General features: G+C 70.7%; 20 protein-coding genes. 11 read left to right on the top strand and 9 right to left on the bottom strand.

Going from position 1 to position 21,124, the window contains the following annotated elements; genetic code table 11:
* Positions 1-144: 144 nt before the first annotated feature.
* Positions 145-1,356, top strand: a complete 1,212-nt coding sequence (locus ACIBK4_RS48865; RefSeq protein WP_399006373.1) for a threonine aldolase family protein — start codon at positions 145-147, stop codon at positions 1,354-1,356.
* Between the two features lie 30 nt (positions 1,357-1,386).
* Here the strand turns inward: ACIBK4_RS48865 and ACIBK4_RS48860 are convergent, their stop codons facing one another.
* Complete coding sequence (locus ACIBK4_RS48860) at positions 1,387-1,605, bottom strand: hypothetical protein (protein ID WP_399006371.1); 219 nt, start codon at positions 1,603-1,605, stop codon at positions 1,387-1,389.
* Between the two features lie 99 nt (positions 1,606-1,704).
* Between ACIBK4_RS48860 and ACIBK4_RS48855 the strand changes: the two genes are divergently transcribed.
* Positions 1,705-2,817 carry a DUF5937 family protein gene (locus tag ACIBK4_RS48855; RefSeq protein WP_399006369.1) on the top strand — a complete coding sequence of 371 codons (1,113 nt, stop codon included), beginning with the start codon at positions 1,705-1,707 and terminating at the stop codon, positions 2,815-2,817.
* 50 nt (positions 2,818-2,867) lie between these two features.
* On the opposite strand, the gene ACIBK4_RS48850 is transcribed toward ACIBK4_RS48855, so the two are convergent.
* Together ACIBK4_RS48850 and ACIBK4_RS48845 are read right to left on the bottom strand one after the other, a co-directional pair.
* A complete protein-coding gene (locus tag ACIBK4_RS48850) occupies positions 2,868-3,539 on the bottom strand; it encodes a response regulator transcription factor (RefSeq protein ID WP_366436841.1) in 672 nt (223 codons plus the stop codon).
* Between the two features lie 135 nt (positions 3,540-3,674).
* Positions 3,675-4,880 carry a sensor histidine kinase gene (locus tag ACIBK4_RS48845; protein WP_399006366.1) on the bottom strand — a complete coding sequence of 402 codons (1,206 nt, stop codon included), beginning with the start codon at positions 4,878-4,880 and terminating at the stop codon, positions 3,675-3,677.
* 118 nt (positions 4,881-4,998) lie between these two features.
* Here ACIBK4_RS48845 and ACIBK4_RS48840 point away from each other — a divergent pair, with 118 nt between their 5' ends.
* Positions 4,999-6,030: an SAM-dependent methyltransferase gene (locus ACIBK4_RS48840; RefSeq protein ID WP_399006364.1), complete on the top strand. Its 1,032-nt coding sequence runs from the start codon at positions 4,999-5,001 to the stop codon at positions 6,028-6,030.
* 58 nt (positions 6,031-6,088) lie between these two features.
* On the opposite strand, the gene ACIBK4_RS48835 is transcribed toward ACIBK4_RS48840, so the two are convergent.
* Positions 6,089-7,240 carry an NADH-quinone oxidoreductase subunit D gene (locus ACIBK4_RS48835; RefSeq protein WP_399006362.1) on the bottom strand — a complete coding sequence of 384 codons (1,152 nt, stop codon included), beginning with the start codon at positions 7,238-7,240 and terminating at the stop codon, positions 6,089-6,091.
* A gap of 31 nt (positions 7,241-7,271) precedes the next feature.
* Between ACIBK4_RS48835 and ACIBK4_RS48830 the strand changes: the two genes are divergently transcribed.
* Positions 7,272-7,772, top strand: coding sequence for a PH domain-containing protein (locus ACIBK4_RS48830; RefSeq protein WP_399006360.1), 501 nt, complete (start codon positions 7,272-7,274; stop codon positions 7,770-7,772).
* Positions 7,769-9,124, top strand: a complete 1,356-nt coding sequence (locus ACIBK4_RS48825) for a PH domain-containing protein (protein ID WP_399006358.1) — start codon at positions 7,769-7,771, stop codon at positions 9,122-9,124. The genes ACIBK4_RS48830 and ACIBK4_RS48825 overlap by 4 nt, the downstream gene beginning before the upstream one ends.
* Positions 9,125-9,131: 7 nt before the next feature.
* Here the strand turns inward: ACIBK4_RS48825 and ACIBK4_RS48820 are convergent, their stop codons facing one another.
* Positions 9,132-10,526, bottom strand: a complete 1,395-nt coding sequence (locus tag ACIBK4_RS48820; protein WP_399006356.1) for a hypothetical protein — start codon at positions 10,524-10,526, stop codon at positions 9,132-9,134.
* Between the two features lie 88 nt (positions 10,527-10,614).
* A complete protein-coding gene (locus ACIBK4_RS48815) occupies positions 10,615-11,751 on the bottom strand; it encodes an alpha/beta hydrolase (RefSeq protein WP_399006354.1) in 1,137 nt (378 codons plus the stop codon).
* A 224-nt stretch (positions 11,752-11,975) separates the two neighbouring features.
* Here ACIBK4_RS48815 and ACIBK4_RS48810 point away from each other — a divergent pair, with 224 nt between their 5' ends.
* The 6 genes from ACIBK4_RS48810 (at position 11,976) to ACIBK4_RS48785 (ending at position 17,459) form a co-directional block, all read left to right on the top strand.
* A complete protein-coding gene (locus ACIBK4_RS48810; RefSeq protein ID WP_366436849.1) occupies positions 11,976-13,787 on the top strand; it encodes a phosphatidylglycerol lysyltransferase domain-containing protein in 1,812 nt (603 codons plus the stop codon).
* A 501-nt stretch (positions 13,788-14,288) separates the two neighbouring features.
* A complete protein-coding gene (folP, locus tag ACIBK4_RS48805) occupies positions 14,289-15,197 on the top strand; it encodes a dihydropteroate synthase (RefSeq protein ID WP_399006351.1) in 909 nt (302 codons plus the stop codon).
* Positions 15,194-15,697 (top strand): nuclear transport factor 2 family protein, encoded by a 504-nt coding sequence (locus tag ACIBK4_RS48800; protein WP_366436851.1) that lies wholly within the window; start codon positions 15,194-15,196, stop codon positions 15,695-15,697. Before folP ends, ACIBK4_RS48800 begins: the two co-directional genes overlap by 4 nt.
* A gap of 246 nt (positions 15,698-15,943) precedes the next feature.
* Positions 15,944-16,303, top strand: a complete 360-nt coding sequence (folB, locus tag ACIBK4_RS48795; protein ID WP_399006349.1) for a dihydroneopterin aldolase — start codon at positions 15,944-15,946, stop codon at positions 16,301-16,303.
* Positions 16,300-16,911 (top strand): 2-amino-4-hydroxy-6-hydroxymethyldihydropteridine diphosphokinase, encoded by a 612-nt coding sequence (folK, locus tag ACIBK4_RS48790; RefSeq protein WP_399006347.1) that lies wholly within the window; start codon positions 16,300-16,302, stop codon positions 16,909-16,911. Before folB ends, folK begins: the two co-directional genes overlap by 4 nt.
* 59 nt (positions 16,912-16,970) lie before the next feature.
* Entirely contained in the window at positions 16,971-17,459 is a 489-nt protein-coding gene (locus ACIBK4_RS48785; RefSeq protein ID WP_399006345.1) for a DUF3180 domain-containing protein, read from the top strand.
* 82 nt (positions 17,460-17,541) lie between these two features.
* Here ACIBK4_RS48785 and folE read toward each other — a convergent pair whose 3' ends face one another.
* From folE to hpt, 3 genes are all read right to left on the bottom strand, one after another.
* Positions 17,542-18,147, bottom strand: a complete 606-nt coding sequence (folE, locus tag ACIBK4_RS48780; RefSeq protein ID WP_043685319.1) for a GTP cyclohydrolase I FolE — start codon at positions 18,145-18,147, stop codon at positions 17,542-17,544.
* A 133-nt stretch (positions 18,148-18,280) separates the two neighbouring features.
* Positions 18,281-20,314: an ATP-dependent zinc metalloprotease FtsH gene (gene ftsH / locus ACIBK4_RS48775; protein WP_399006342.1), complete on the bottom strand. Its 2,034-nt coding sequence runs from the start codon at positions 20,312-20,314 to the stop codon at positions 18,281-18,283.
* 186 nt (positions 20,315-20,500) lie between these two features.
* Positions 20,501-21,061: a hypoxanthine phosphoribosyltransferase gene (hpt, locus tag ACIBK4_RS48770; protein ID WP_033286141.1), complete on the bottom strand. Its 561-nt coding sequence runs from the start codon at positions 21,059-21,061 to the stop codon at positions 20,501-20,503.
* Between the last annotated feature and the right edge of the window lie 63 nt (positions 21,062-21,124).

Raw genomic sequence — 21,124 nt, 5'->3', positions numbered from 1 at the left:
ACGATTTCTCGTCATGTTAACGCGATCGGTTCGAGAGGCGTCCGGTTGTCCACAGGCTGTGGGTTGTCGCACACCCGTGCCGCACGGGAAAGCCCGCGGAAATCCGGGTGCTCGCGCGGGCTCGCGCCAGGCATCATCCGGAGCATGAGCGATACGGCGGAACAGGGCGAGCATCAGGCGGAACGACGCGACCAGGAGCCGACAACCGAAGAGGAACGCACCCAGGAGCGCCGCAAACGGCGCATCGCCGCGAACCGGAACGCGGAGCGCGCCCTCGCCCGCCTCGGCTTCCAGGGCACCCTCCGGGAACGGCTCGCCTTCGTCCAGGAGGCGGCCGAGCCGTACGACCTGGACGAGCCGTCGGACATGTACGGCGGCGGCGTGGTCGAACTCCTGGAGAAGCGGGTCGCCGAACTGCTCGGCAAGGAGGCCGCGGCCTTCTTCCCCACGGGCACCATGGCGCAGCAGGTCGCCCTGCGCTGCTGGGCCGGCCGCACCGGCAACCCGACCGTCGCCCTGCACCCGCTCGCCCACCCCGAAGTGCACGAACGCGGCGCGTTCAGCCAGGTCAGCGGGTTGCGCCCGGTCCATGTGACGAGCGAGCCCCGGCAACCGACCGCCGACGAAGTACGCGACTTCCCCGAGCCCTTCGGGACGCTGATGCTCGAACTGCCCCTCCGGGACGCCGGTTTCGTGCTGCCCTCCTGGGAGGAGCTCACCGCCGTCGTCGAGGCCGCGCGGGAACGCGACGCGGTGGTCCACTTCGACGGCGCCCGCCTCTGGGAGTCCACCACCCACTTCGGCCGCCCGCTCGACGAGATCTCCGACCTGGCCGACAGCGTCTACGTGTCGTTCTACAAGTCCCTCGAAGCCCTCGGCGGCGCCGCGCTCGTCGGCCCGAAGACCCTGATCGACGAGGCGAAGACCTGGCGGCACCGCTACGGAGGCATGGTCTTCCAGCAGTTCCCCAGCGCGCTGACGGCCCTCGCGGGCCTGGACCAGGAACTGCCCCGACTGCCCGCGTACGTGGCCCACGCGCGCGTGGTCGCCGACGCGCTGCGCGAGGGGTTCGCCGCGGCCGGGGTGCCCTGGATACGCGTCCACCCCGAGCAGCCGCACACGAACGAGTTCCAGGTCTGGCTGCCGTACGACCCGGACACCGTCGGGGACGCCGCGATCCGGCAGGCCGAGGAGACGAGTACCGCCCTCTTCGCCAACCCCTGGATCACGAAGGGCCCGGGCCTGGCGTTCACCGAGGTCTACGTCCGGGCCGCCGGCCTGGAGTGGACGGCCGAGGACGTGAAGGCGGCGGTCGCGGACTTGGTGGTCCGGCTCAAGGAGGAAACGGCCACCTAGGAGGCGGCGGTCGCGCGGCCTGGGGTCATGTCAGCAGGCAGAGCGGCGCGCCTGCGGGTGCAGCAGGCGCCCCAGGACCCGCCGTAGCCGACCGTGGGCCGGGCGTTCCGCGACGACCGCGCGGAACTGCCGGTAGCCGCGCAGCTCGCGGGCGGTGCGCCGGTCGTGGGTGCCGGGCGGGGGCGGCGGGGCCTCGCCGAGGCGCCGGGCGCGGTAGGTGTCCAGGAGGTACTGCTGGGTGATGCTCATGGCTCCAGGCTGCGCCGCCGCCCGGTGGCTGTCGCGTCGATTGACGGGCGCCGTCAAACGAGGGGGGCGTTGTCAGTGGCGGGGTGCACGATTGAGGACATGAGCGTGCACATCGACATCACCGGGCTGCGGCAGGAGCGGATCACCTTCGCGCCCTCACCCCTGGGCGAGCTGTGCATGGCGCTGCACGCGATGTCCGAACCGGGGCACCACCCCGGCCTCCAGGGCTGGGTGACCGGCGTCACCGCCCGCCTCGACCCGCATCTGGCCGACCGGATGTGCGAGGCCGACTTCCTGTGGCGGTCGACGTTCTCCGACCTGTTCCTGCCGTACGCGGGCATCCCGGGCCGCGGCACGCTCCCCGGGGCCACGCTCGCCGAGGAGCTGGACCTGCTGGACAAGCTGACGGACGAGCAATTCGTGGACGCCGCAATGGAGTTCACCACCTGCGCGACCTCCTACAGCACGGGCGGACCCGGCCCGCTCACCGACGCCGGGATCCGGCGGCGCGCCCTGGAGCAGGCAGCCGCGCGCGGGCCGCATCAACTGGCTTTCACCGAGCGGCTGTTGGCCGATCCGCCGCGCACCAGGGCCTGGCTGCGGCAGTTCCTGGAGGACTGCGACGAGGCGTTCTTCGCGGAGACCTGGTCCCGGATGCAGCATCAACTCGCCACCGACGCCCGCCACAAGACGGACCTCCTGCGCCGCAAGGGCCTGGCGGAGGCGCTGACGTCGATGTCCACCGCCGTGACGCTCGACGAGAGCGCCACCCTCATCACGGTCGACAAGCTCGGCACCGGCCGTACGGCGACCCAGGACGGCGGCCTCCTCCTGGTGCCCACGGCCCTGGGCTGGCCGCACCTCACGGTCCTCTACCGGTACGGCTGGCAGCCCGTCGTGCACTACCCCGTGCACAACACCCCGAAGATCGCCGCACCGACCTCCGTGGAGCAGCTGACCCTGCGGATGACGGCCCTGTCCCACCCGGTCCGCATGCGCCTGTGCCGCAGCCTGGCCCGCAGCGCGTTCACCACCAGCGAGCTGACCCAGGTGCACGGCATGACCGCCCCCGAGATATCCCGCCACCTCGGCGTCCTGAAGAAGGCCGGCCTGATCACCACGCGCCGCCGCGGCCGCTACGTCCTGCACCAGCTGGACGTCACGATGGTGGCCCGCCTGGGCAGCGACTTCCTGGAGGGCATCCTCAGGTAACCGGAGGGCATCCTCAGATGGGCGAGACAGGCGCCCCCGGTAGCCGGATGTCAGCCCTTCCCGCCCGCCCGCACCAGCCCCGTCTCATACGCCAGGACGACGACCTGCACCCGGTCCCGCAGGCCGAGCTTGGTCAGGATGCGGCCCACATGGGTCTTCACGGTCGCCTCGGACAGCACCAGGCGGGCCGCGATCTCGCCGTTGGACAGGCCCGTGGCGACGAGGATCATGACCTCGCGCTCGCGCTCGGTGAGCCGCTCCAGCTCCTTGTGCTGGGGCTCCTTGCCGGTGGCGGGCAGCATCGGGGCGAAGCGGTCCAGGAGGCGGCGGGTCGTCGAGGGCGCCACCACGGCGTCCCCGCTGTGCACGGAGCGGATCGCGGTGAGGAGTTCGCCGGGCGGCACGTCCTTGAGCATGAAGCCGGAGGCGCCGGCCTTCAGCCCGGAGAAGGCGTACTCGTCGAGGTCGAACGTGGTCAGGATCAGCACCTTCGGCGGGTTCTCGCCCTGGCAGATGCGGCGGGTGGTCTCCACACCGTCCAGCTTCGGCATGCGGACGTCCATCAGCACCACGTCGACCGCGGTCGCGGCCAGCACCTGAAGGGCCTCGACGCCGTCGCCCGCCTCGGCGACGACCTCCATGTCCGGCTGGGCGGCGAGCACCATCCGGAACCCGGTGCGCAGCAGCACCTGGTCGTCGACGAGCATCACGCGGATCGTCATCGGGTCCTCTTCCGTTCCGTCAGGATCGTTCAACAATTGCTTCAACAGGTCGTGAACTGGTGCACCAGGTCGGTCATCGGTCCAGCAGATCGTTCAACAAGGCGTTACAGGTGTCACTGCCCGGCATACGGGAAGTCAGTGCGCCGGTTTGAGCGGCAGCAGCGCGCTGATGCGGAACCCGCCGCCCGGCCGCGGACCCGCGTCGAGCGTGCCCCCGACCATGCCGACCCGCTCACGCATACCGATCAGACCATGCCCCTGGCCGTCGGCGCCGCCCTCCTCGTACAGCTCGTGCGGAGCGCCCTTGCCGTCGTCCTCGACGAGCAGCCCGAGGCCGTCGTCGAAGTAGACCAGCCGCACACTGGCGCCCGTGTTCGGGCCGCCATGCTTGCGGGTGTTGGTGAGCGCCTCCTGGACGATCCGGTACGCCGTCAGCTCGACGCCGCTGGGCAGCGGGCGCGGGGTGCCCTCGACCTTGAAGTCCACGGGCAGTCCGGACGTACGGCACTGCTCGACCAGGTCGTCGATCTGCTCGACGTCCGGCTGCGGGACGTACTCGCCGGCCTCCTTGTGCTCGCCGGTGCGCAGCACGCCCAGCAGGCGGCGCATCTCGGCGAGGGCCTGGCGGCCGGTGGAGGAGATCGTCTCCAGGGCCTTCTTCGCCTGGTCCGGCGCGGAGTCGAGGACATAGGCGGCGCCGTCGGCCTGGACCACCATCACCGACACGTTGTGCGCGACCACGTCGTGCAGCTCGCGGGCGATGCGGGCGCGCTCGGCGGCGACCGCGACCTTCGCCTGCGCCTCGCGCTCCTTCTCCAGCCGGGCGGCACGCTCCTCCAGCTGCGCGAAGTACGCGCGCCGGGTGCGCATCGAGTCGCCGAGCACCCAGGCCAGCGCGAACGGCACCGTCTGGAAGACGGCTATCGCGACATGCCCGAGGGAACTGGAGTGCTCCTGGGGCCAGCGCGCCTCGGCCAGGGTCGCCGCGCACAGACCGGCGGCCAGGGCGAAGCGCGAGGCCCAGCGCGCGCCGATCGCGGCGACCGTGTAGACGATCACCAGCATGGCGAAGTCGGCGACCGTGACCTCGATGTCGAGGACCAGTTGCGCGAAGCCCGTCGCGCCGGCCAGGACGAGCATCTTCTCCGGCCAGCGGCGGCGCAGCGCGATCGCCACACACATCACGGCGGACACCGCCATCGCCCCGGCGGCCGTCCCGTGCCGGCCCGACGCGTAGCTGGTACTCGCGATGCTCACGCCACTCAGCCCCAGCAGGAAGACAGCCCAGAAGGTGTCGACCCATGTCGGGTGTCTGCGGAGGAAGTCGTAGAGGCGCTGCACGTAACCCAGCGTAGGGAAGCGTGCGGTGCGCCGGGGTCAACCGGAGGATCGATCCGTATACGCCCCGCGTACTCCCCAAGGTGGAGGCCCCGTTGTCCTGTGCACTTAGTCTGACCACGTGACGGAAGACACCACGGGCCGGTGGCGCGGCTGGCGGACGGCGTCCCAGGAGGCCCTGTACGGGCCCGAGGGCTTCTACCGCAGGCCCGAGGGACCCGCCGGACACTTCCGTACGTCGGTGCACGCGTCGGCGCTCTTCGCGGGCGCCGTGGCTCGGCTGCTGTGCCGAGTGGACGAGGCTCTGGGGCGACCGGCCGAGCTCGACTTCGTGGACCTGGGCGCCGGCCGCGGTGAGCTGGTGACCGGAGTCCTCGCCGCACTGCCCGCCGAAGTGGCCGCACGCACGCGTGCGTTCGCCGTCGAGATCGCCGACCGTCCCGTAGGACTCGATCCCCGCGTCGAGTGGCTGACCGAGTCCCCGAAGGGGATCACCGGGCTGCTGTTCGCCAACGAATGGCTGGACAACGTGCCCGTGGAGGTCGCCGAGGTGGACCCGGCCGGCGTCCCGCGGCTCGTGCTCGTACGGGAGGACGGCACCGAACGGCTCGGGGAGCCCGTCTCCGGCGCGGAGGCCGCGTGGCTCGCCCGGTGGTGGCCGCAGGCGCCCGAGGAGGGGCTGCGGGCCGAGATCGGCCTCCCCAGGGACACGGCCTGGGCGTCCGCCGTCGCGACCGTCGACCGGGGTCTCGCGATCGCCGTCGACTACGCGCACACCAGGGACACCCGCCCCCCGTTCGGCACCCTCACCGGCTTCCGCGAGGGCCGCGAGACGGCCCCCGTACCGGACGGCTCGTGCGACATCACGGCGCACGTCGCCCTGGACGCCTGCGCGGAAGCGGGCGAGGCGCCCGCCCACACGGGGAGCGCACTCCCCGGCGCACGCCTGCTCACCCAACGCGCCGCCCTGCGCGCCCTCGGCATCACAGGCGCGCGCCCCCCGCTCACGCTGGCCTCCACCGACCCGACGGCCTACGTCCGCGCCCTCGCGAGCGCCGGCGAGGCGGCCGAACTCACCACGACCGGCGGACTGGGCGACTTCGGCTGGCTCGTGCAGTCAGTTGGAATTCCGGACCCGCTCGACGAGCCCTGAACAGCAGCCACTTGCCGATCAGTTGGCGAAATCGCCGCCTACCTGCCGAAGGCACGCCCTACTTGTCGATGTCCCCGACCACGAAGAACAACGACCCCAGGATCGCCACCATGTCCGCCACCAGCGTCCCCGGCAGCAGCACCGCGAGCGCCTGGATGTTGTTGTAGGACGCCGAGCGGAGCTTCAGCCGGTACGGGGTCTTCTCGCCCTTGCTGACGAGGTAGTAGCCGTTGATGCCGAGCGGGTTCTCGGTCCACGCGTACGTGTGCCCCTCGGGCGCCTTCAGGACCTTCGGGAGCCGCTGGTTGATCGGCCCGGGCTCCAGCTCGGCGAGCCGGTCGAGGCAGGCGTCCGCGAGGTCGAGCGCGTTGTGGGTCTGCTCCAGGAGCACCTCGAAGCGGGCCAGGCAGTCGCCCTCCTGGCGCGTGACGACCTTCAGGGTGTCCTGGAGTTCGCCGTACGCGAGGTACGGCTCGTCGCGCCGCAGGTCGAAGTCGACGCCCGAGGCGCGCGCGATGGGCCCGCTCACGCCGTACGCGTGCACGGCCTCCGCCGACAGCGCGCCCACTCCGCGCGTGCGGCCCCGGAAGATCTCGTTGCCGAGCACCAGGTCGTCGAAGCGGTCCATCCGGGAGCGCACCGCGGCGACGGCCTCACGCGCGCGTGCCGTCCAGCCCGCCGGGACGTCCTCCTTGAGGCCGCCTACGCGGTTGAACATGTAGTGCATGCGCCCGCCGGAGACCTCCTCCATGACGTTCTGGAGCACCTCGCGCTCCCGGAACGCGTAGAACACCGGGGTGATCCCGCCGAGTTCGAGGGGGTACGACCCCAGGAACATCAGGTGGTTGAGCACCCGGTTCAGCTCGGCGAGCAGGGTGCGCGTCCAGACCGCGCGCGGGGGCACCTCCATGCCGAGCATGCGCTCCACCGCGAGGACGACGCCGAGTTCGTTCGAGAACGCCGAGAGCCAGTCGTGGCGGTTGGCGAGCATGATGATCTGGCGGTAGTCGCGCGCTTCGAAGAGCTTCTCGGCGCCCCGGTGCATATAGCCGATCACCGGCTCCGCGTGCTGGATGCGCTCGCCGTCCAGGACGAGCCGCAGGCGCAGCACTCCGTGCGTGGAGGGGTGCTGGGGGCCGATGTTGAGCACCATGTCGGTGCTCTCCGCGGCGCCGCCGATCCCGACCATGGTCTCCGTCGTGGGAGTCATGGACACAGTCTCTCGTACGTACGCTTGCGGCATGGAAACGGGGACTGCCGCCCAGGACGGCGCGGCGCGCGAGCCGGTGTGGACCGGGCTGCCGCCGGGGCTGCTGAAGATGCGACGCCTGTTGCTGGTGGTGTGGATGGGGCTGCTGACGGTGGTCCTGGGGCTGCTCCTGAGCCTGTTCGCGGGGACCGCCTGGGCGGCGTTCGCGCTGCTGCCGCTCGCCCTGATGGCGTGGGGCTGGGTGCTGCTGGGCCGCAACTGGCGCTCCTGGAGGTACGCCGAGCGCGCCGACGACCTGCTGATCACCCGAGGTGTGCTGTGGCACCACGAGACGATCGTGCCGTACGGGCGGATGCAGCTCGTGGAGGTGACCTCGGGGCCCGTGGAGCGGCGCTTCGGGCTGGCCAGCGTGCAACTGCACACGGCCGCCGCAGCGACCGACGCGACCATCCCGGGGCTCGTGCCGGCCGAGGCCGAGCGGCTGCGCGACCGGCTCACCGAACTGGGCGAGGCCCGATCGGCGGGGCTGTGACGACGCCGGGCGCCGACAAGGACGTACCCGGGGCCACCGAGGTCGTACGGGAACAAGTGCCGCTCGTGGAGCGGCGGTTGCATCCGGTGACGCCGTTGCGGCGGGCGTGGGCGCCGGTCGCCGTGATCATCGGGTGGGCGGTGCACGACCCCAACCAGGCGCAGGAACAGCTGACCAGGCTGACCACCATCACCCTCCTGATCGCGCTGGCCGTGATCGTGCCGGCCGCCGGCCTCTACGGCTTTCTGACCTGGTGGTTCACGCACTTCGCGGTGACCGACACCGAACTGCGCATCCGTACCGGCCTGTTGTTCCGGCGCACCGCGCACATCCGGCTGGAGCGCATCCAGGCCGTCGACGTGACACAGCCCCTCCTCGCGCGCGTGGCGGGCGTCGCCAAGCTGAAGCTGGACGTCGTGGGGACCGACAAGAAGGACGAGCTCGCCTTCCTGGGCGAGGGCGAGGCTCGGGCGCTGCGGGCCGAACTCCTCGCGCGGGCGGCCGGGTTCGCGCCCGAGACCGCGCACGAGGTCGGCGAGGCACCCGCGCAGCAACTGCTGCACGTGCCGGCCGGGGTCCTCGCGGTGTCCCTGGTGCTGACCGGCGCCACCTGGGGCTCCCTGGCCGCCGCACTCGTCGTACCGCCGCTGCTGTGGTTCGCCACCCACAGCGTGTGGACGGTCCTCGCGACCGCGCTGCCGCTGCTGGGCGCGGCGGGCGCGAGCAGTGTGGGGCGGTTCGTCGGCGAGTACGACTGGACGGTGGGTGAGTCCCCGGACGGGCTGCGCATCGACCACGGGCTGCTGGACCGCACGCACGAGACGGTCCCGCCGGGCCGGGTGCAGACCGTACGGATCGTGGAGCCGCTGCTGTGGCGGCGGCGCGGCTGGGTGCGGGTCGAGCTGGACGTGGCCGGCTCGGCCAACTCCGTGCTGGTGCCGGTCGCCCCGCGCGAGATCGCCGAGTCGGTCGTCACGCGCGTGCTGCCCGGCGTGACCGTGCCGTCGCACGAGGAGCTGTCCCGACCCCCGCGACGGGCTGGCCGGTGCATGCCGCTGTGGTGGCGCGGCTACGGCCTCGCGGTCACCGACACGGTGTTCGCGGCCCGGCACGGACTGCTCCGCCGGAGCCTGTCGCTGGTACCGCACGCGAAGGTGCAGAGCATTCGGCTGAAGCAAGGGCCCTGGGAGCGCCTCTGGCGGCTTGCCGAGGTGCACGTGGACACCGGGGCCAATGAGACCGTCACAGCGCGTCTGCGGGACGCCGAGGAGGCCGCGGAGCTGCTCCGCGGCCAGGCCGAGCGGTCCCGGACGGGCCGCAGGGACGCCCGCCCGGACCGCTGGATGGCCTGAGGGTCGGTCAGGAGGCCGCGCTGCGCAGGCCGTGAAGGTTGATCTGCTCGGTCTCGTCGTGGGCCGTCAGGTCGATGACCTGGCCGACGCCGACATCGCGCGACCGCTCGTCGGCCGGCTTGAACTGCGCCTCGGCCTCGGCCTTGTGCACGGCGAGGGCCTCCTGGCCCACGACGTCGGCGAGGTCCTCGTTCTGCACGGCGTCCATCGCGGCGGACGTGGCGCCCTTCTGCATACCGAAGAAGTCGAAACCGCCCTCGACCATCGGCCGCCGTACGGGAGACGCCGGTACGACGGCCACCGCGGTCGGCACGGTGAAGTGACCGGACGGCTGCGCGGACGGGGCGGGTTGGGCGGGCTGTGCGGATGTCGCGGCCGGGGGAACGGCGGCCGCGTGCTCATGCCCGTCGACCGCCTCGGGCTTCCCCTCCGCCTCGTCCTCCTGCGCGGCCTCCGACTCGGACCCGCCGCTGTCGGCCGGCACCGGGGCGGGTTCGCCCGTGGCCCGCGCGGAGTCCTCGTCCTTCGGAGCGAGGTCCTTCGGGGCGGGATCGTTCGACGCGAGGTCCTTGGGTGCAGAGTCCTTCGGCGTGGAGTCCTTCGGCGCTGGCGCCGGGGTCTCGTTGTCGTCGTCTAGCCGGACCAGCGCGGCCTTGGCGCGCAGGAACAGCTTGGAGCCCTCCGGGGAGAACACCGTGGACTCCGCGGGCTTCTTCTCCTCGACGGCCGCGGCGACCTCGTCCGCCTCCGACTCCTCGTCCTCGGTGTCACCCTCGGCGTCGGTGTCGGTCTCGCCCTCGGCGTCCGTCTCGTCCTCGGAGTCGACCGAAGCAGCCACAGCCTCGGTGTCGTCCGTCTCGGGAACGTCGTCCTGGAGTTCCAACTCCACGTCCACCGAGGCCTCGTCGTCGTCCACCGGAACCGGTGGCAACGCGCGCGTGGGCTCCGCGGCCTCTATCTCCAGCAGCCGGCGGCCCTCCAGGGCGCTCGCGCGCTCGGTCTCCGCCGTGGCGTACCGGCGCAGCAGGGCCGCGTGTTCGTTGCGCAGGCCCGCCAGCTCCGTGCGCTTGGCGCGCAGCTTGTGCTCCAGCTTGACGCGGAGTTCGCGCGACTCGTCGAGGTCGGACTCCAGCTCGGCGAGCCGCTCCTCGTAGCGCCACTCGTCGCTCGTACGCGCGCGTACGAGGTCGGCCACCTGCTTGCCCGCCTGTGTGTCCCAGCGGCGCATGAACGCCGCGCCGACGAGCGCGGTCGCGGCGGCGATGGCCGCGACTATGCGGAGCGCCGCCGGTTGCGAGAAGACCCAGGGCCCGAAGGCGCAGACGAGCGACACCCCTGCGATCGCCGAGGGGGGCAACAGCCGGTGCAGCGGCGGGGAATGGCGGTGACGTCCACGTGGCATGGCCAGAAACTTACCGCGCGTAGGCGAATGATGGTGCCCCGCCCGGTAAAAACACAGCCACCCCTGTTTCCTCACCCGGGTCCGGCGGTCACTTCCACCAGTCGGTGAGCCGCCCGCTGATCCACTGGAGGGCCGGCGGGATCTCCCGTCGCCAGGTGTTGAAGTTGTGGCCGCCGCTGTCCAGGATGATCGACGAGATACGGGTGGAGTTCCTGGCCTTCACCTGGTCGATGAATTTCAGGGTGTCGTTGTAGTTGTGTTCGCCGACCCTGCTGCTGGTGACGAGCAGTGAGGTGTCGGGCGCGGGCCGGTGCTTGATGTACCACGACAGGTCGGCCTCGTTCCGCCGCGTCTCGTCGCCCTGGAAGAGGTTTCCCGTGGTGGGGTCGTTCGGTGCCTTGTAGTACGGCGACAGGCCGGCCGCCGCGGCGTACACCCCGGGGTGGTGCAGGGCGAGTTTCAGGGCGCAGTAACCGCCCGTGGAATCGCCGATGATGCCCCAACTCCCGGGCTTCTTGCTCACCCTGTAGTGGGCCGTCACGGCGTCGGGAAGGTCCTTGGCGAAGAACGACTCGGTCTGCGGCCCGCCCGGGACGTCCACGCACTCCGTGTCGCGCGGCGGCGCCACCGTGGGCCGCATCATCACCAGGATCATCGGCTGCATGCGTCCGGCCCTGGCCAACTCCAGGGCCGTGCGCGGGTAGTTCAGCTTGTCGACGAGCGCCTGGGCCGTGCCCGGGTACCCCGTGAGGACGACCGTCGCCGGGAACGAGCGGGTGCGGTTGCGCGGCTGGAAGTACTCCGGCGGCAGGTACACGTACGCGGGGGTGGTGATGTGGGTCGTACGACCCGCTATGTCGACCCGCTGCACCTGGCCTACGCTCTGCGGCCGCGAGGAGCCGCCCGGTGCGTCCACCCGCCGGGTGTCGACCACTTGGACCGGTCCGCCGGCGCCTTGGAGCGCCGAGTTGTCGACGACCACTCCCTGGCCGGTCTCCTTGCCGAACAGGTCGGCCCAGCTGGCGTAGAAACCGTAGGCCTGGTTGGCGCCGAGGCCGACCGAGGCGAAGAGCACCAACTGGGTGGCCAGGAGCAGGCCCACGCGTCCGCTGACGGCCCGCCAATTGCGTCTGGCCAGGCGGGGCCACAGCCATACTGTGCCGATGAACAGCAGTACGGCGCACACGACCGCCAGTACCAGCACTTTCCTGCTCGTGAGTCCCATGAGCTGTCCCCGCCTGCGCTTTCCGCCCATGGCGCACGCAACTTTCGCGAACGCTTGCCCCGGGCTTTCCTCTGCCTTTGAACCGGCTTTTCGGTGAGGAAGGAACCTCCTTCCTCTAGACACCGTCCTAGAGGGCGCAATGTCGCCGGATGCCCGAATCGGGCCCGGATCCAAGGTCTCTCGCAGAACTACGGGATGCGATGTCTGTCAGGATAGATGGGGAAATGTCGGGTGGGGTTCCGAGCCGTTCAGGCCGGGTCCGGCGCATAGTCCGAGGTCCGCGCCCCGAGGTCGTTCCCACGCTCGTCGCCAGGGCCTGCGCCCTCGTCGGCCTGCTGGACATCGCCGCGGGGGTGTTCCCGCGCTTCCGGCACAGCCGTATGCACACGATGGCCGAGGTGCTGCCGGGTGCGCTCGGTCCCTTCGCCGCGGCGCTCTCGCTCAGCGCCGGCGTGCTGTTGCTGCTCCTCGCGCACGGGCTCAGGCGGCGCAAGCGCCGGGCGTGGCGGGCCGCCGTCGCGCTGCTTCCGGCGGGCGCGGTGGCACAGTTCGCGTACCGGCACTCCCTTATAGGAGTCGTCATCTCGGCCGCGCTGCTCGCGCCGCTGCTGCTGCACCGGGACGAGTTCCGGGCGCTGCCCGACCCGCGCAGCAGGTGGCGCGCGCTCGCCAACTTCGTGCTCATGGGCGCCGGTTCCCTCGTCCTCGGACTGGTCATCGTCAGCGTCCACTCCAAGCGCATGGTCGGCGACCCGAGCCTGGCCGATCGGATTACGCACGTCCTGTACGGCCTGTTCGGCTTCGAGGGACCGGTCGACTACGAGGGCAGCACCTCCTGGACGGTCGCGTTCTCGCTCGGCGCCCTCGGCCTGCTCACCGCCGTGACGACGATCTACCTCGCGTTCCGCCCCGAACACCCGGCCGCACAGCTCACCCCGGAGGACGAGACGCACCTGCGCGCCCTCCTGGAGAAGCACGGCCGCCGCGACTCGCTGGGCCACTTCGCCCTGCGCCGCGACAAGGCCGTCGTCTTCTCGCCCAGCGGCAAGGCGGCGGTGACGTACCGCGTGGTCTCCGGAGTGATGCTCGCCAGTGGTGACCCCATCGGCGACGTGGAGGCCTGGCCGGGCGCCATCGAGCGGTTCATGGACGAGGCGAAGGCCCACTCCTGGACGCCCGCCGTCATGGGCTGCTCGGAGACGGGCGGCGAGGTGTGGACCCGCGAGACCGGTCTCGACGCCCTCGAACTGGGCGACGAGGCGGTGGTCGACGTGGCGGATTTCTCGCTCGCCGGGCGCGCGATGCGCAACGTACGCCAAATGGTGAAGCGCATCGAGCGGGCCGGCTACGAAACCCGGGTACGGCGTGTACGTGACCTCGGCGAGGGCGAGTTGGAGCGGATCCGGCTCGCCGCGGAGGCCTGGCGGGGCACCGACACCGAGCGCGGTTTCTCCATGGCGCTCGGCCGCATCGGCGACCCGGAGGACGGCGACTGCTTCATCGCGACCGCCCACAAGGCGGACGAAGAGCCGGGCGAGTACGGCGACTTGAAGGCGATCCTGCACTTCGTGCCCTGGGGCACGGACGGCATGTCGCTGGACCTGATGCGCCGTGACCGCGCGGCGGACCCGGGCATGAACGAGCTGCTGATCGTGGCCTCCCTCCAGGCGGCCCCGAAGCTCGGCATCACGCGCGTGTCGCTCAACTTCGCGATGTTCCGCGCGGCGCTCGCCCGCGGCGAGAAGATCGGCGCGGGCCCGGTGCTGCGCGCCTGGCGCGGACTGCTCGTCTTCCTGTCCCGCTGGTTCCAGATCGAGTCCCTGTACAAGTTCAACGCGAAGTTCCAGCCCCGCTGGGAACCCCGCTTCGTCGTCTACCGCGCCTCCGGCGACCTCCCCCGCATCGGCTTCGCAGCGATGCAGGCCGAGGGCTTCGTCAACCTGGCCCTCCCCCTCCCCCGCTTCCTCCGCCGCCGCACCACCACGGCCCCGGCCTGCACCCACGGCCTGGCAGAACGGGATGTACGGGCAGCCTGACCAACGGGCCCGGCCCGAGCGAGAACTCCAGCCCCGGCTGGGGGACTTGCCCGGTCCGGGCCCGAGCTTTCCGCGCACCCGCCCCGGAGGCCGTCACGCGGACGACGAGGCGCTACGGCGACGAGAGCGGACCGCTCCACCAAGGGCCACGGTCGATCACGCCAAGGCTCGACGCCCACCGACAGACGCTCCAAGGCCGCGAGCCGGTACGCCCCCAAGAAGGCGGCCCACCACAGGAGGGCCCACGGCCCAGGAACCCACCCACCGGCCCGCAGCCGCCGACGAGACGGGAGCGGGTCGTGGCGGTACGGCGCAGCCCGCCGCTCAGCCGGCACCAACTTCGTTCAACCGTGTTGACCAACCAAAGGGCCCGACCGGCGGCGGGCTCGCCGTACCGCCACGACCCCGACCCCACCCACACACCTGCGCGCCCACCGGACCAGCCCGCTTCCACTCGGCCCGCAGGGCCGTGCCCCCTCCTCCTGGGCCTACGCTGAACGTATGAGCAAGCAGAGCGGACGCGGGCGCGTCACGGGCCTTCCGGAGTGGGACCGGTGCGCGGTCATGGGGGTCGTGAACGTCACCCCGGACTCCTTCTCCGACGGCGGCCGCTTCTTCGACACCACGGCGGCGGTGAAGCGCGGCCTGGGTCTGGTCAGCGAGGGCGCCGACCTGGTGGACGTCGGCGGTGAGTCGACCCGCCCCGGCGCGTCCCGCGTCGACGAGGCCGAGGAACTCAAGCGCGTCATCCCCGTAGTGCGCGGTCTCGCCTCCGAGGGCGTCACCATCTCCGTGGACACCATGCGCGCCTCCGTCGCCGAGCAGGCCCTCGCCGCCGGCGCCGCCCTCGTCAACGACGTCAGCGGCGGCCTCGCGGACCCCGCGATGATCCCGGTCGTCGCCGCCTCGGGCGCCCCCTTCGTCGTCATGCACTGGCGCGGCTTCCTGGAGGGCGGCAACGTCAAGGGGGTCTACGACGACGTCGTCACCGAGGTCGTCGACGAACTGCACGCACGCGTGGAGGCCGTTCTGGCCGGCGGTGTCGCCCCCGACCGGATCGTCGTCGACCCGGGCCTCGGCTTCTCCAAGGACGCCGAGCACGACCTCGTCCTCCTCGCCCACCTCGACCGCCTGCTCGCCCTCGGCCACCCCCTCCTGGTCGCCGCCTCCCGCAAACGGTTCCTCGGCCGCGTCCTCGCCGGCCCCGAGGGCGCGCCCCCGCCCGCGCGCGAGCGCGACGCCGCCACGGCCGCCGTCTCCGCGCTCGCGGCGCACGCCGGCGCCTGGGCGGTGCGCGTCCACGAGGTCCGCGCCACCGCCGACGCCGTACGCGTCGCCCGCGCCGTCGAGGGAGCGCGCGCCCCCGGCGCCCGACCGGCCGCGCACACCAACTCCGAGGCCGCCCGGTGACCGCCCCGCACACCGACGTCGAGCAGGTGGAACTCGCCAACACCGCGTTCTACGAGACCCTGGAGCGCGGCGACTTCGACGAGTTGTCCGCGCTCTGGCTCACCCCGGCCGACCTGGGCGTCGACGAGGAGTACCACGACCCGGCGGACAGCGGCGTGATCTCCTGCGTACACCCGGGCTGGCCGGTACTGACCGGTCGCGGCGAGGTCCTGCGGTCGTACGCGCTGATCATGGCGAACACCGAGTACATCCAGTTCTTCCTCACCGACGTGCACGTCTCGGTGACCGGCGACACCGCGCTGGTCACCTGCACGGAGAACATCCTCAGCGGCGGCCCCTCCCCCGACGACAGCGACGAACTGGGCCCCCTGGTCGGCCAGCTCGTCGTCGCCACGAACGTGTTCCGGCGCACCCCCGACGGCTGGAAACTGTGGTCGCACCACGCGTCCCCGGTTCTGGCCGAAAACGACGAGGACGACAGCGAAGACACCCCCACCTGAGTGGGTAGGCGCCCATCAGGCTGAAGAAGTGGTTGGAATCACGAACCCCGGGGTAGGGGCGGCTACCGACCCATGAGCCACCGGGTTCCCCAGGGGAAACGCTCTGTGAATCCTCTGGCCCCGGGCAGCGCCCACGCCCTCGTGGCCCGGCGTTGTCAGTGCCCGCAGGTAGATTCGTTCGAGGCCGGGGTACCGCCCGCACACGGTACGAACCGGCCACCACCGACGATTGCAGGAGTGATTCGCGTGGATCGTGTCGCGCTGAGCGGCCTGAAGGCCCGCGGGCACCACGGCGTGTTCCCCAAGGAGCGCGAGGAGGGCCAGACCTTCATCGTGGACCTCGTCCTGGGCCTGGACACCCGGCCGGCCGCCGCCGACGACGACCTGGCGAAGACCGTGCACTACGGCATCGTGGCCGAGGAGGCCGTGGCCGTCGTCCAGGGCGAGCCCGTCAACCTCATCGAGACCCTCGCCGAGCGCATCGCGCAGACCTGCCTGAAGCACGAAGGGGTCGAGGAGGTCGAGGTCCGCGTCCACAAGCCGGACGCCCCGATCACCGTCCCCTTCGACGACGTGACCGTCACCATCACCCGGAGCCGAGTATGACCTTCTCGTTCACCGAGGGTCACAGCGACCCGACCGTCCAGCCGGTGCCCGCCTCCGTGGTGCAGCAGGTGGACGCCGCCGACACCACCCTCAGCAACCCGAGGCGCGCCGTAATCTCCATCGGCGCGAACCTGGGCAACCGCCTGGAGACCCTCCAGGGCGCGATCGACGCCCTGGAGGACACCCCCGGCGTCCGCATCAAGGCCGTGTCGCCGGTCTACGAGACGGAGCCGTGGGGCGTCGAGCCCGGCAGCCAGCCCTCGTACTTCAACGCGGTCGTCGTCCTCAAGACCACCCTGCCCCCGTCCTCCCTGCTGGAGCGGGCGCACGCGGTCGAGGAGGCCTTCCACCGGGTCCGCGAGGAGCGCTGGGGCGCGCGCACGATCGACGTCGACATCGTCGCGTACGCCGACGTCGTCTCGGACGACCCGGTCCTGACGCTCCCCCACCCGCGCGCGCACGAGCGGGCCTTCGTCCTCGTCCCCTGGCACGACGTGGACCCCGAGGCGCAGTTGCCCGGCCACGGCCCGGTCGCCGCCCTCCTGGACGACATCACCCGCGACGGTGTCGCGCCCCGCAAGGACCTGGAACTCCGGCTGCCCGAGTAGTCGTTAAGGTCGAGACGACCACTACGCCCGGACAGGGCACGGGGAGCTGAAGGGACACCGTGAGAGAGCTGCGGATCAGGGTGCTGGCCGGCGTGTTCGTGATCGCCGGAGTGCTGTCCTGGGCGGGGGCCCGGCTGTGGAGCGCGGTGGGGACCCTGCCGAGCGTCCCACTGGCCGCGCCCATCGTCCTCGCGGTGATCGCCGCGGTCCTGCTGGCCACGGCGCTCTCGCTGCGCGCCCGCCTCAAGGCCCAGCGCGAGCGCCGCCCCGGCGCCAAGGGAGTCGACCCCCTGATGGCCGCCCGCGCGGTCGTCTTCGGCCAGTCCAGCGCCCTGGTGGCCGCCCTGGTCTCCGGCATGTACGGCGGCACGGGCGTCTACCTCCTGGAGTCCCTCGACATCCCCGCCCGCCGAGACCAGGCCATCTACGCCGGCTTCTCGGTCGTAGCGGGCATCGCGGTCATAGCGGCGGCGATCTTCCTGGAGCGAGTCTGCAAACTCCCGGAGGACGACGACAACAACGCGGCGGGCGCAACCCCGGTCACCTGATGGCGCCGGTCACCTCAGCGCCCCAAAGGGGCGCGGGGAACTGCGCGCCCAGCCACAACGAACCCGCACCCGAAGTGACCCGTCAGCGAGCCATGATCAAACTCATCGCTTCATTACGAGTCGCCGGGTCCCGCAGCTGACCACGAACAGCCGACGTGATGGTCTTGGCGCCGGGCTTCCGCACCCCCCGCATAGACATGCACATGTGCTCACACTCAACAACGACAATGACCCCCCGCGGCTCCAGAATCTCCATCAGAGAATCCGCGACCTGCGTGGTCAACCGCTCCTGCACCTGAGGCCGCCGAGCGAAGACATCCACCAGCCGAGCCAGCTTCGACAACCCCGTGATCTTCCCGTCGGCAGACGGGATGTACCCGACATGCGCGACCCCGACGAACGGCACCAGATGGTGCTCACAGTTGCTCAGCACCTCGATGTCCTTCACCAGGACCATCTCGTCATGCCCCAGGTCGAACGTCGTCGTCAGTACATCCTCGGGCTTCTGCCACAGCCCCGCGAATATCTCCTTGTACGCCCGAGCCACCCGCGCCGGCGTCTCCCTGAGCCCCTCACGGTCGGGGTCCTCACCGACCGCGATCAACAGCTCGCGTACGGCGTTCTCGGCGCGCTTCTCGTCGAAGACGCCGATCGTTCCCTCGCCGTCCAGCGTCACGGGGTCGGTCATGGCGGTGCCTCGTTCCTGTGCGGGTCACGCGTGTGCGGACACACGCCTCAGTTGCGGGCATATGGAAAAGCCGCGCCCCCCAGGCTAAATCCCGGGGGGCGCGGCTTCCATTTCGAGCCGTGTGAGACGCGCGTCAGTTCTCGGGGCGCTCCTCCGGGGCCTTCTCCAGCGTGGGAGAGGACTCGGCGGTCGCACCGGCGGTGATCGCGGGACCCGCGCCGTTCGTCCCGTTCGTCAGTGACAGCTCCTTGGGGGAGAGCACCGGCGGGCGGGTGGACGGCGTACGGCGGGAGGAGCCGGTCCAGGAGGGACGGGCCGGACGCCGGACGATGGGAGCGAAGATCTCGGCGATCTGCTCCTTGTTCAGCGTCTCCTTCTCCAGCAGCTGGAGCACGAGCGCGTCGAGCACGTCACGGTTCTCGACCAGGATTTCCCAGGCCTCGTTGTGCGCGTTCTCGATGAGCTTCTTGACCTCTTCGTCGACGAGCGCGGCGACCTCTTCCGAGTAGTCGCGCGGGTGCGACATCTCCCGGCCCAGGAAGGGCTCGGTGTTGTCGCCGCCGAACTTGATCGCGCCGAGGCGCTCGGTCATGCCGTACTGCGTGACCATCGCGCGGGCCGTCGCGGTGGCCTTCTCGATGTCGTTCGCGGCGCCCGTGGTCGGGTCGTGGAAGACCAGTTCCTCGGCCGCGCGACCGCCCAGCATGTAGGCCAGCTGGTCGAGCATCTCGTTGCGCGTGGTCGAGTACTTGTCCTCTTCCGGCAGCACCATCGTGTAGCCCAGAGCACGGCCTCGGGAGAGGATCGTGATCTTGTGCACCGGGTCGGAGTTCGGGGAAGCCGCCGCGACCAGGGCGTGTCCGCCCTCGTGGTACGCGGTGATCTTCTTCTCCTTGTCCGACATGATCCGGGTCCGCTTCTGCGGGCCCGCGACCACACGGTCGATCGCCTCGTCCAGCATGGCGTTGTCGATCAGCTTGCGGTTGCCTCGGGCGGTGAGCAGGGCGGCCTCGTTGAGGACGTTGCTCAGGTCCGCGCCGGTGAAGCCCGGCGTACGGCGCGCGACGGCCGACAGATCGACGTCCGGTGCGACCGGCTTGCCCTTCTGGTGGACCTTGAGGATCTCCAGACGGCCCTGCATGTCCGGGCGGTCGACCGCGATCTGACGGTCGAAGCGGCCGGGGCGCAGGAGGGCCGGGTCGAGGATGTCGGGCCGGTTCGTCGCGGCGATGAGGATCACGCCGCCCTTGACGTCGAAGCCGTCCATCTCGACGAGCAGCTGGTTCAGCGTCTGCTCGCGCTCGTCGTGTCCACCGCCGAGGCCGGCGCCGCGATGGCGGCCGACCGCGTCGATCTCGTCGACGAAGACGATCGCCGGAGCGTTCGCCTTGGCCTGCTCGAACAGGTCACGGACTCGGGAGGCACCGACACCGACGAACATCTCGACGAAGTCGGAACCGGAGATCGAGTAGAAGGGCACCCCGGCCTCGCCCGCGACGGCGCGCGCCAGCAGGGTCTTGCCGGTGCCGGGAGGGCCGTACAGGAGTACGCCCTTGGGGATCTTGGCGCCGACGGCCTGGAACTTCGCCGGCTCCTGGAGGAACTCCTTGATCTCGTGCAGTTCCTCGACGGCCTCGTCGGAGCCCGCGACGTCCGCGAACGTCGTCTTCGGGGTGTCCTTGGTGATGAGCTTGGCCTTGGACTTCCCGAAGTTCATGACTCGGGAGCCGCCGCCCTGCATCTGGTTCATCAGGAACAGGAAGACGACCACGATGAGGACGAAGGGGAGCAGCGACAGCAGGATCCCGACGAAAGCGTTCTGCTTCGTCGGCGACACCGTGTAGCCGTCCGGAATCTGCTTGTCCTGGTACTTGGTCTGCAGCGTGGCCGCGAGGTCCACGCCCTGGTCGCCGATGTAGCTCGCCTGGATCTTGGAGCTGCCCTCGACCTTGACGCCGTCCTTGAGCGTGACCTTGATGGTCGACTCGTCACCGGTGGTGATCTTGGCCGACTCGACCTTGTTGTCATTGATCGCCTGGACGACCTGGCCGGTGTCCACCGCCTTGTAGCCGCCGGACGAGCCGACGACCTGCATCAACACGACCACGGCAAGGACGGCCAGCACGATCCACATGACCGGCCCACGGAAGTATCGCTTCACGTCCATCCATACGGAGCGAGAACGCTCCGTCCCTCCTGCCATAGTGAGTTTGATAAAGACAGTTCTTCTGACCGTACCCCAGCCATGTTGCCCGAAGTCGCACGGGACGGCTGGGAGACGCGTCTGCATGCTCCAACGGCGCGAAACCCGCTGGGGTTCCCGATCGTCTTACAGGGCTTGGGCCGAGTGGCTCTAGCCGCCGTAGACGTGCGGCGCGAGCGTACCGACGAACGGGAGGTTGCGGTACTTCTCGGCGTAGTCGAGGCCGTAGCCGACGACGAACTCGTTCGGGATGTCGAAGCCGACCCACTCCACCTCGATGGCGACCTTGGCCGCCTCCGGCTTGCGGAGCAGGGTGCAGATCTTCAACGAGTCGGGCTCGCGCGAGCCGAGGTTGGAGATCAGCCAGGACAGGGTCAGGCCCGAGTCGATGATGTCCTCGACGATGAGGACGTGCTTCCCCTTGATGTCGGTGTCGAGGTCCTTGAGGATCCGCACGACACCGGAGGACTGGGTGCCCGCGCCGTACGACGACACGGCCATCCAGTCCATGGTGACGGGGGTGGACAGCGCCCGGGCGAGGTCCGCCATGACCATCACCGCGCCCTTGAGGACGCCGACGATCAGCAGATCCTTGCCCGCGTACTCCGCGTCGATCTTCGCGGCGAGCTCCACGAGCTTCGCGTCGATCTCTTCCTTGGTGATGAGCACCGACTGGAGGTCGTCACCCATGTCTTTCGCGTCCACCCGCATCACTTTCGGTCGTCCAACCGGCTACTACCTGGCCCCTCCCCCGGAGGCCCGGAGGGGGTGTCG

This window comes from Streptomyces sp. NPDC050528 (genome assembly GCF_044457795.1).
Taxonomy (GTDB): domain Bacteria; phylum Actinomycetota; class Actinomycetes; order Streptomycetales; family Streptomycetaceae; genus Streptomyces.
Note: the sequence above shows the minus strand (reverse complement) of the source record. Positions and strands in the feature narration are given on the sequence as shown.

Bases quoted from the DNA above. Each gene is read 5' to 3' on its own strand.
- ACIBK4_RS48865 (WP_399006373.1), top strand. From the start codon at position 145: ATGAGCGATACGGCGGAACAGGGCGAGCATCAGGCGGAACGACGCGAC.
- ACIBK4_RS48860 (WP_399006371.1), bottom strand. From the start codon at position 1,605: ATGAGCATCACCCAGCAGTACCTCCTGGACACCTACCGCGCCCGGCGC.
- ACIBK4_RS48855 (WP_399006369.1), top strand. From the start codon at position 1,705: ATGAGCGTGCACATCGACATCACCGGGCTGCGGCAGGAGCGGATCACC.
- ACIBK4_RS48850 (WP_366436841.1), bottom strand. From the start codon at position 3,539: ATGACGATCCGCGTGATGCTCGTCGACGACCAGGTGCTGCTGCGCACC.
- ACIBK4_RS48835 (WP_399006362.1), bottom strand. From the start codon at position 7,240: ATGACTCCCACGACGGAGACCATGGTCGGGATCGGCGGCGCCGCGGAG.
- ACIBK4_RS48830 (WP_399006360.1), top strand. From the start codon at position 7,272: ATGGAAACGGGGACTGCCGCCCAGGACGGCGCGGCGCGCGAGCCGGTG.
- ACIBK4_RS48820 (WP_399006356.1), bottom strand. From the start codon at position 10,526: ATGCCACGTGGACGTCACCGCCATTCCCCGCCGCTGCACCGGCTGTTG.
- ACIBK4_RS48815 (WP_399006354.1), bottom strand. From the start codon at position 11,751: ATGGGACTCACGAGCAGGAAAGTGCTGGTACTGGCGGTCGTGTGCGCC.
- ACIBK4_RS48810 (WP_366436849.1), top strand. From the start codon at position 11,976: ATGTCGGGTGGGGTTCCGAGCCGTTCAGGCCGGGTCCGGCGCATAGTC.
- folP (WP_399006351.1), top strand. From the start codon at position 14,289: ATGAGCAAGCAGAGCGGACGCGGGCGCGTCACGGGCCTTCCGGAGTGG.
- folK (WP_399006347.1), top strand. From the start codon at position 16,300: ATGACCTTCTCGTTCACCGAGGGTCACAGCGACCCGACCGTCCAGCCG.
- folE (WP_043685319.1), bottom strand. From the start codon at position 18,147: ATGACCGACCCCGTGACGCTGGACGGCGAGGGAACGATCGGCGTCTTC.
- ftsH (WP_399006342.1), bottom strand. From the start codon at position 20,314: ATGGACGTGAAGCGATACTTCCGTGGGCCGGTCATGTGGATCGTGCTG.
- hpt (WP_033286141.1), bottom strand. From the start codon at position 21,061: ATGCGGGTGGACGCGAAAGACATGGGTGACGACCTCCAGTCGGTGCTC.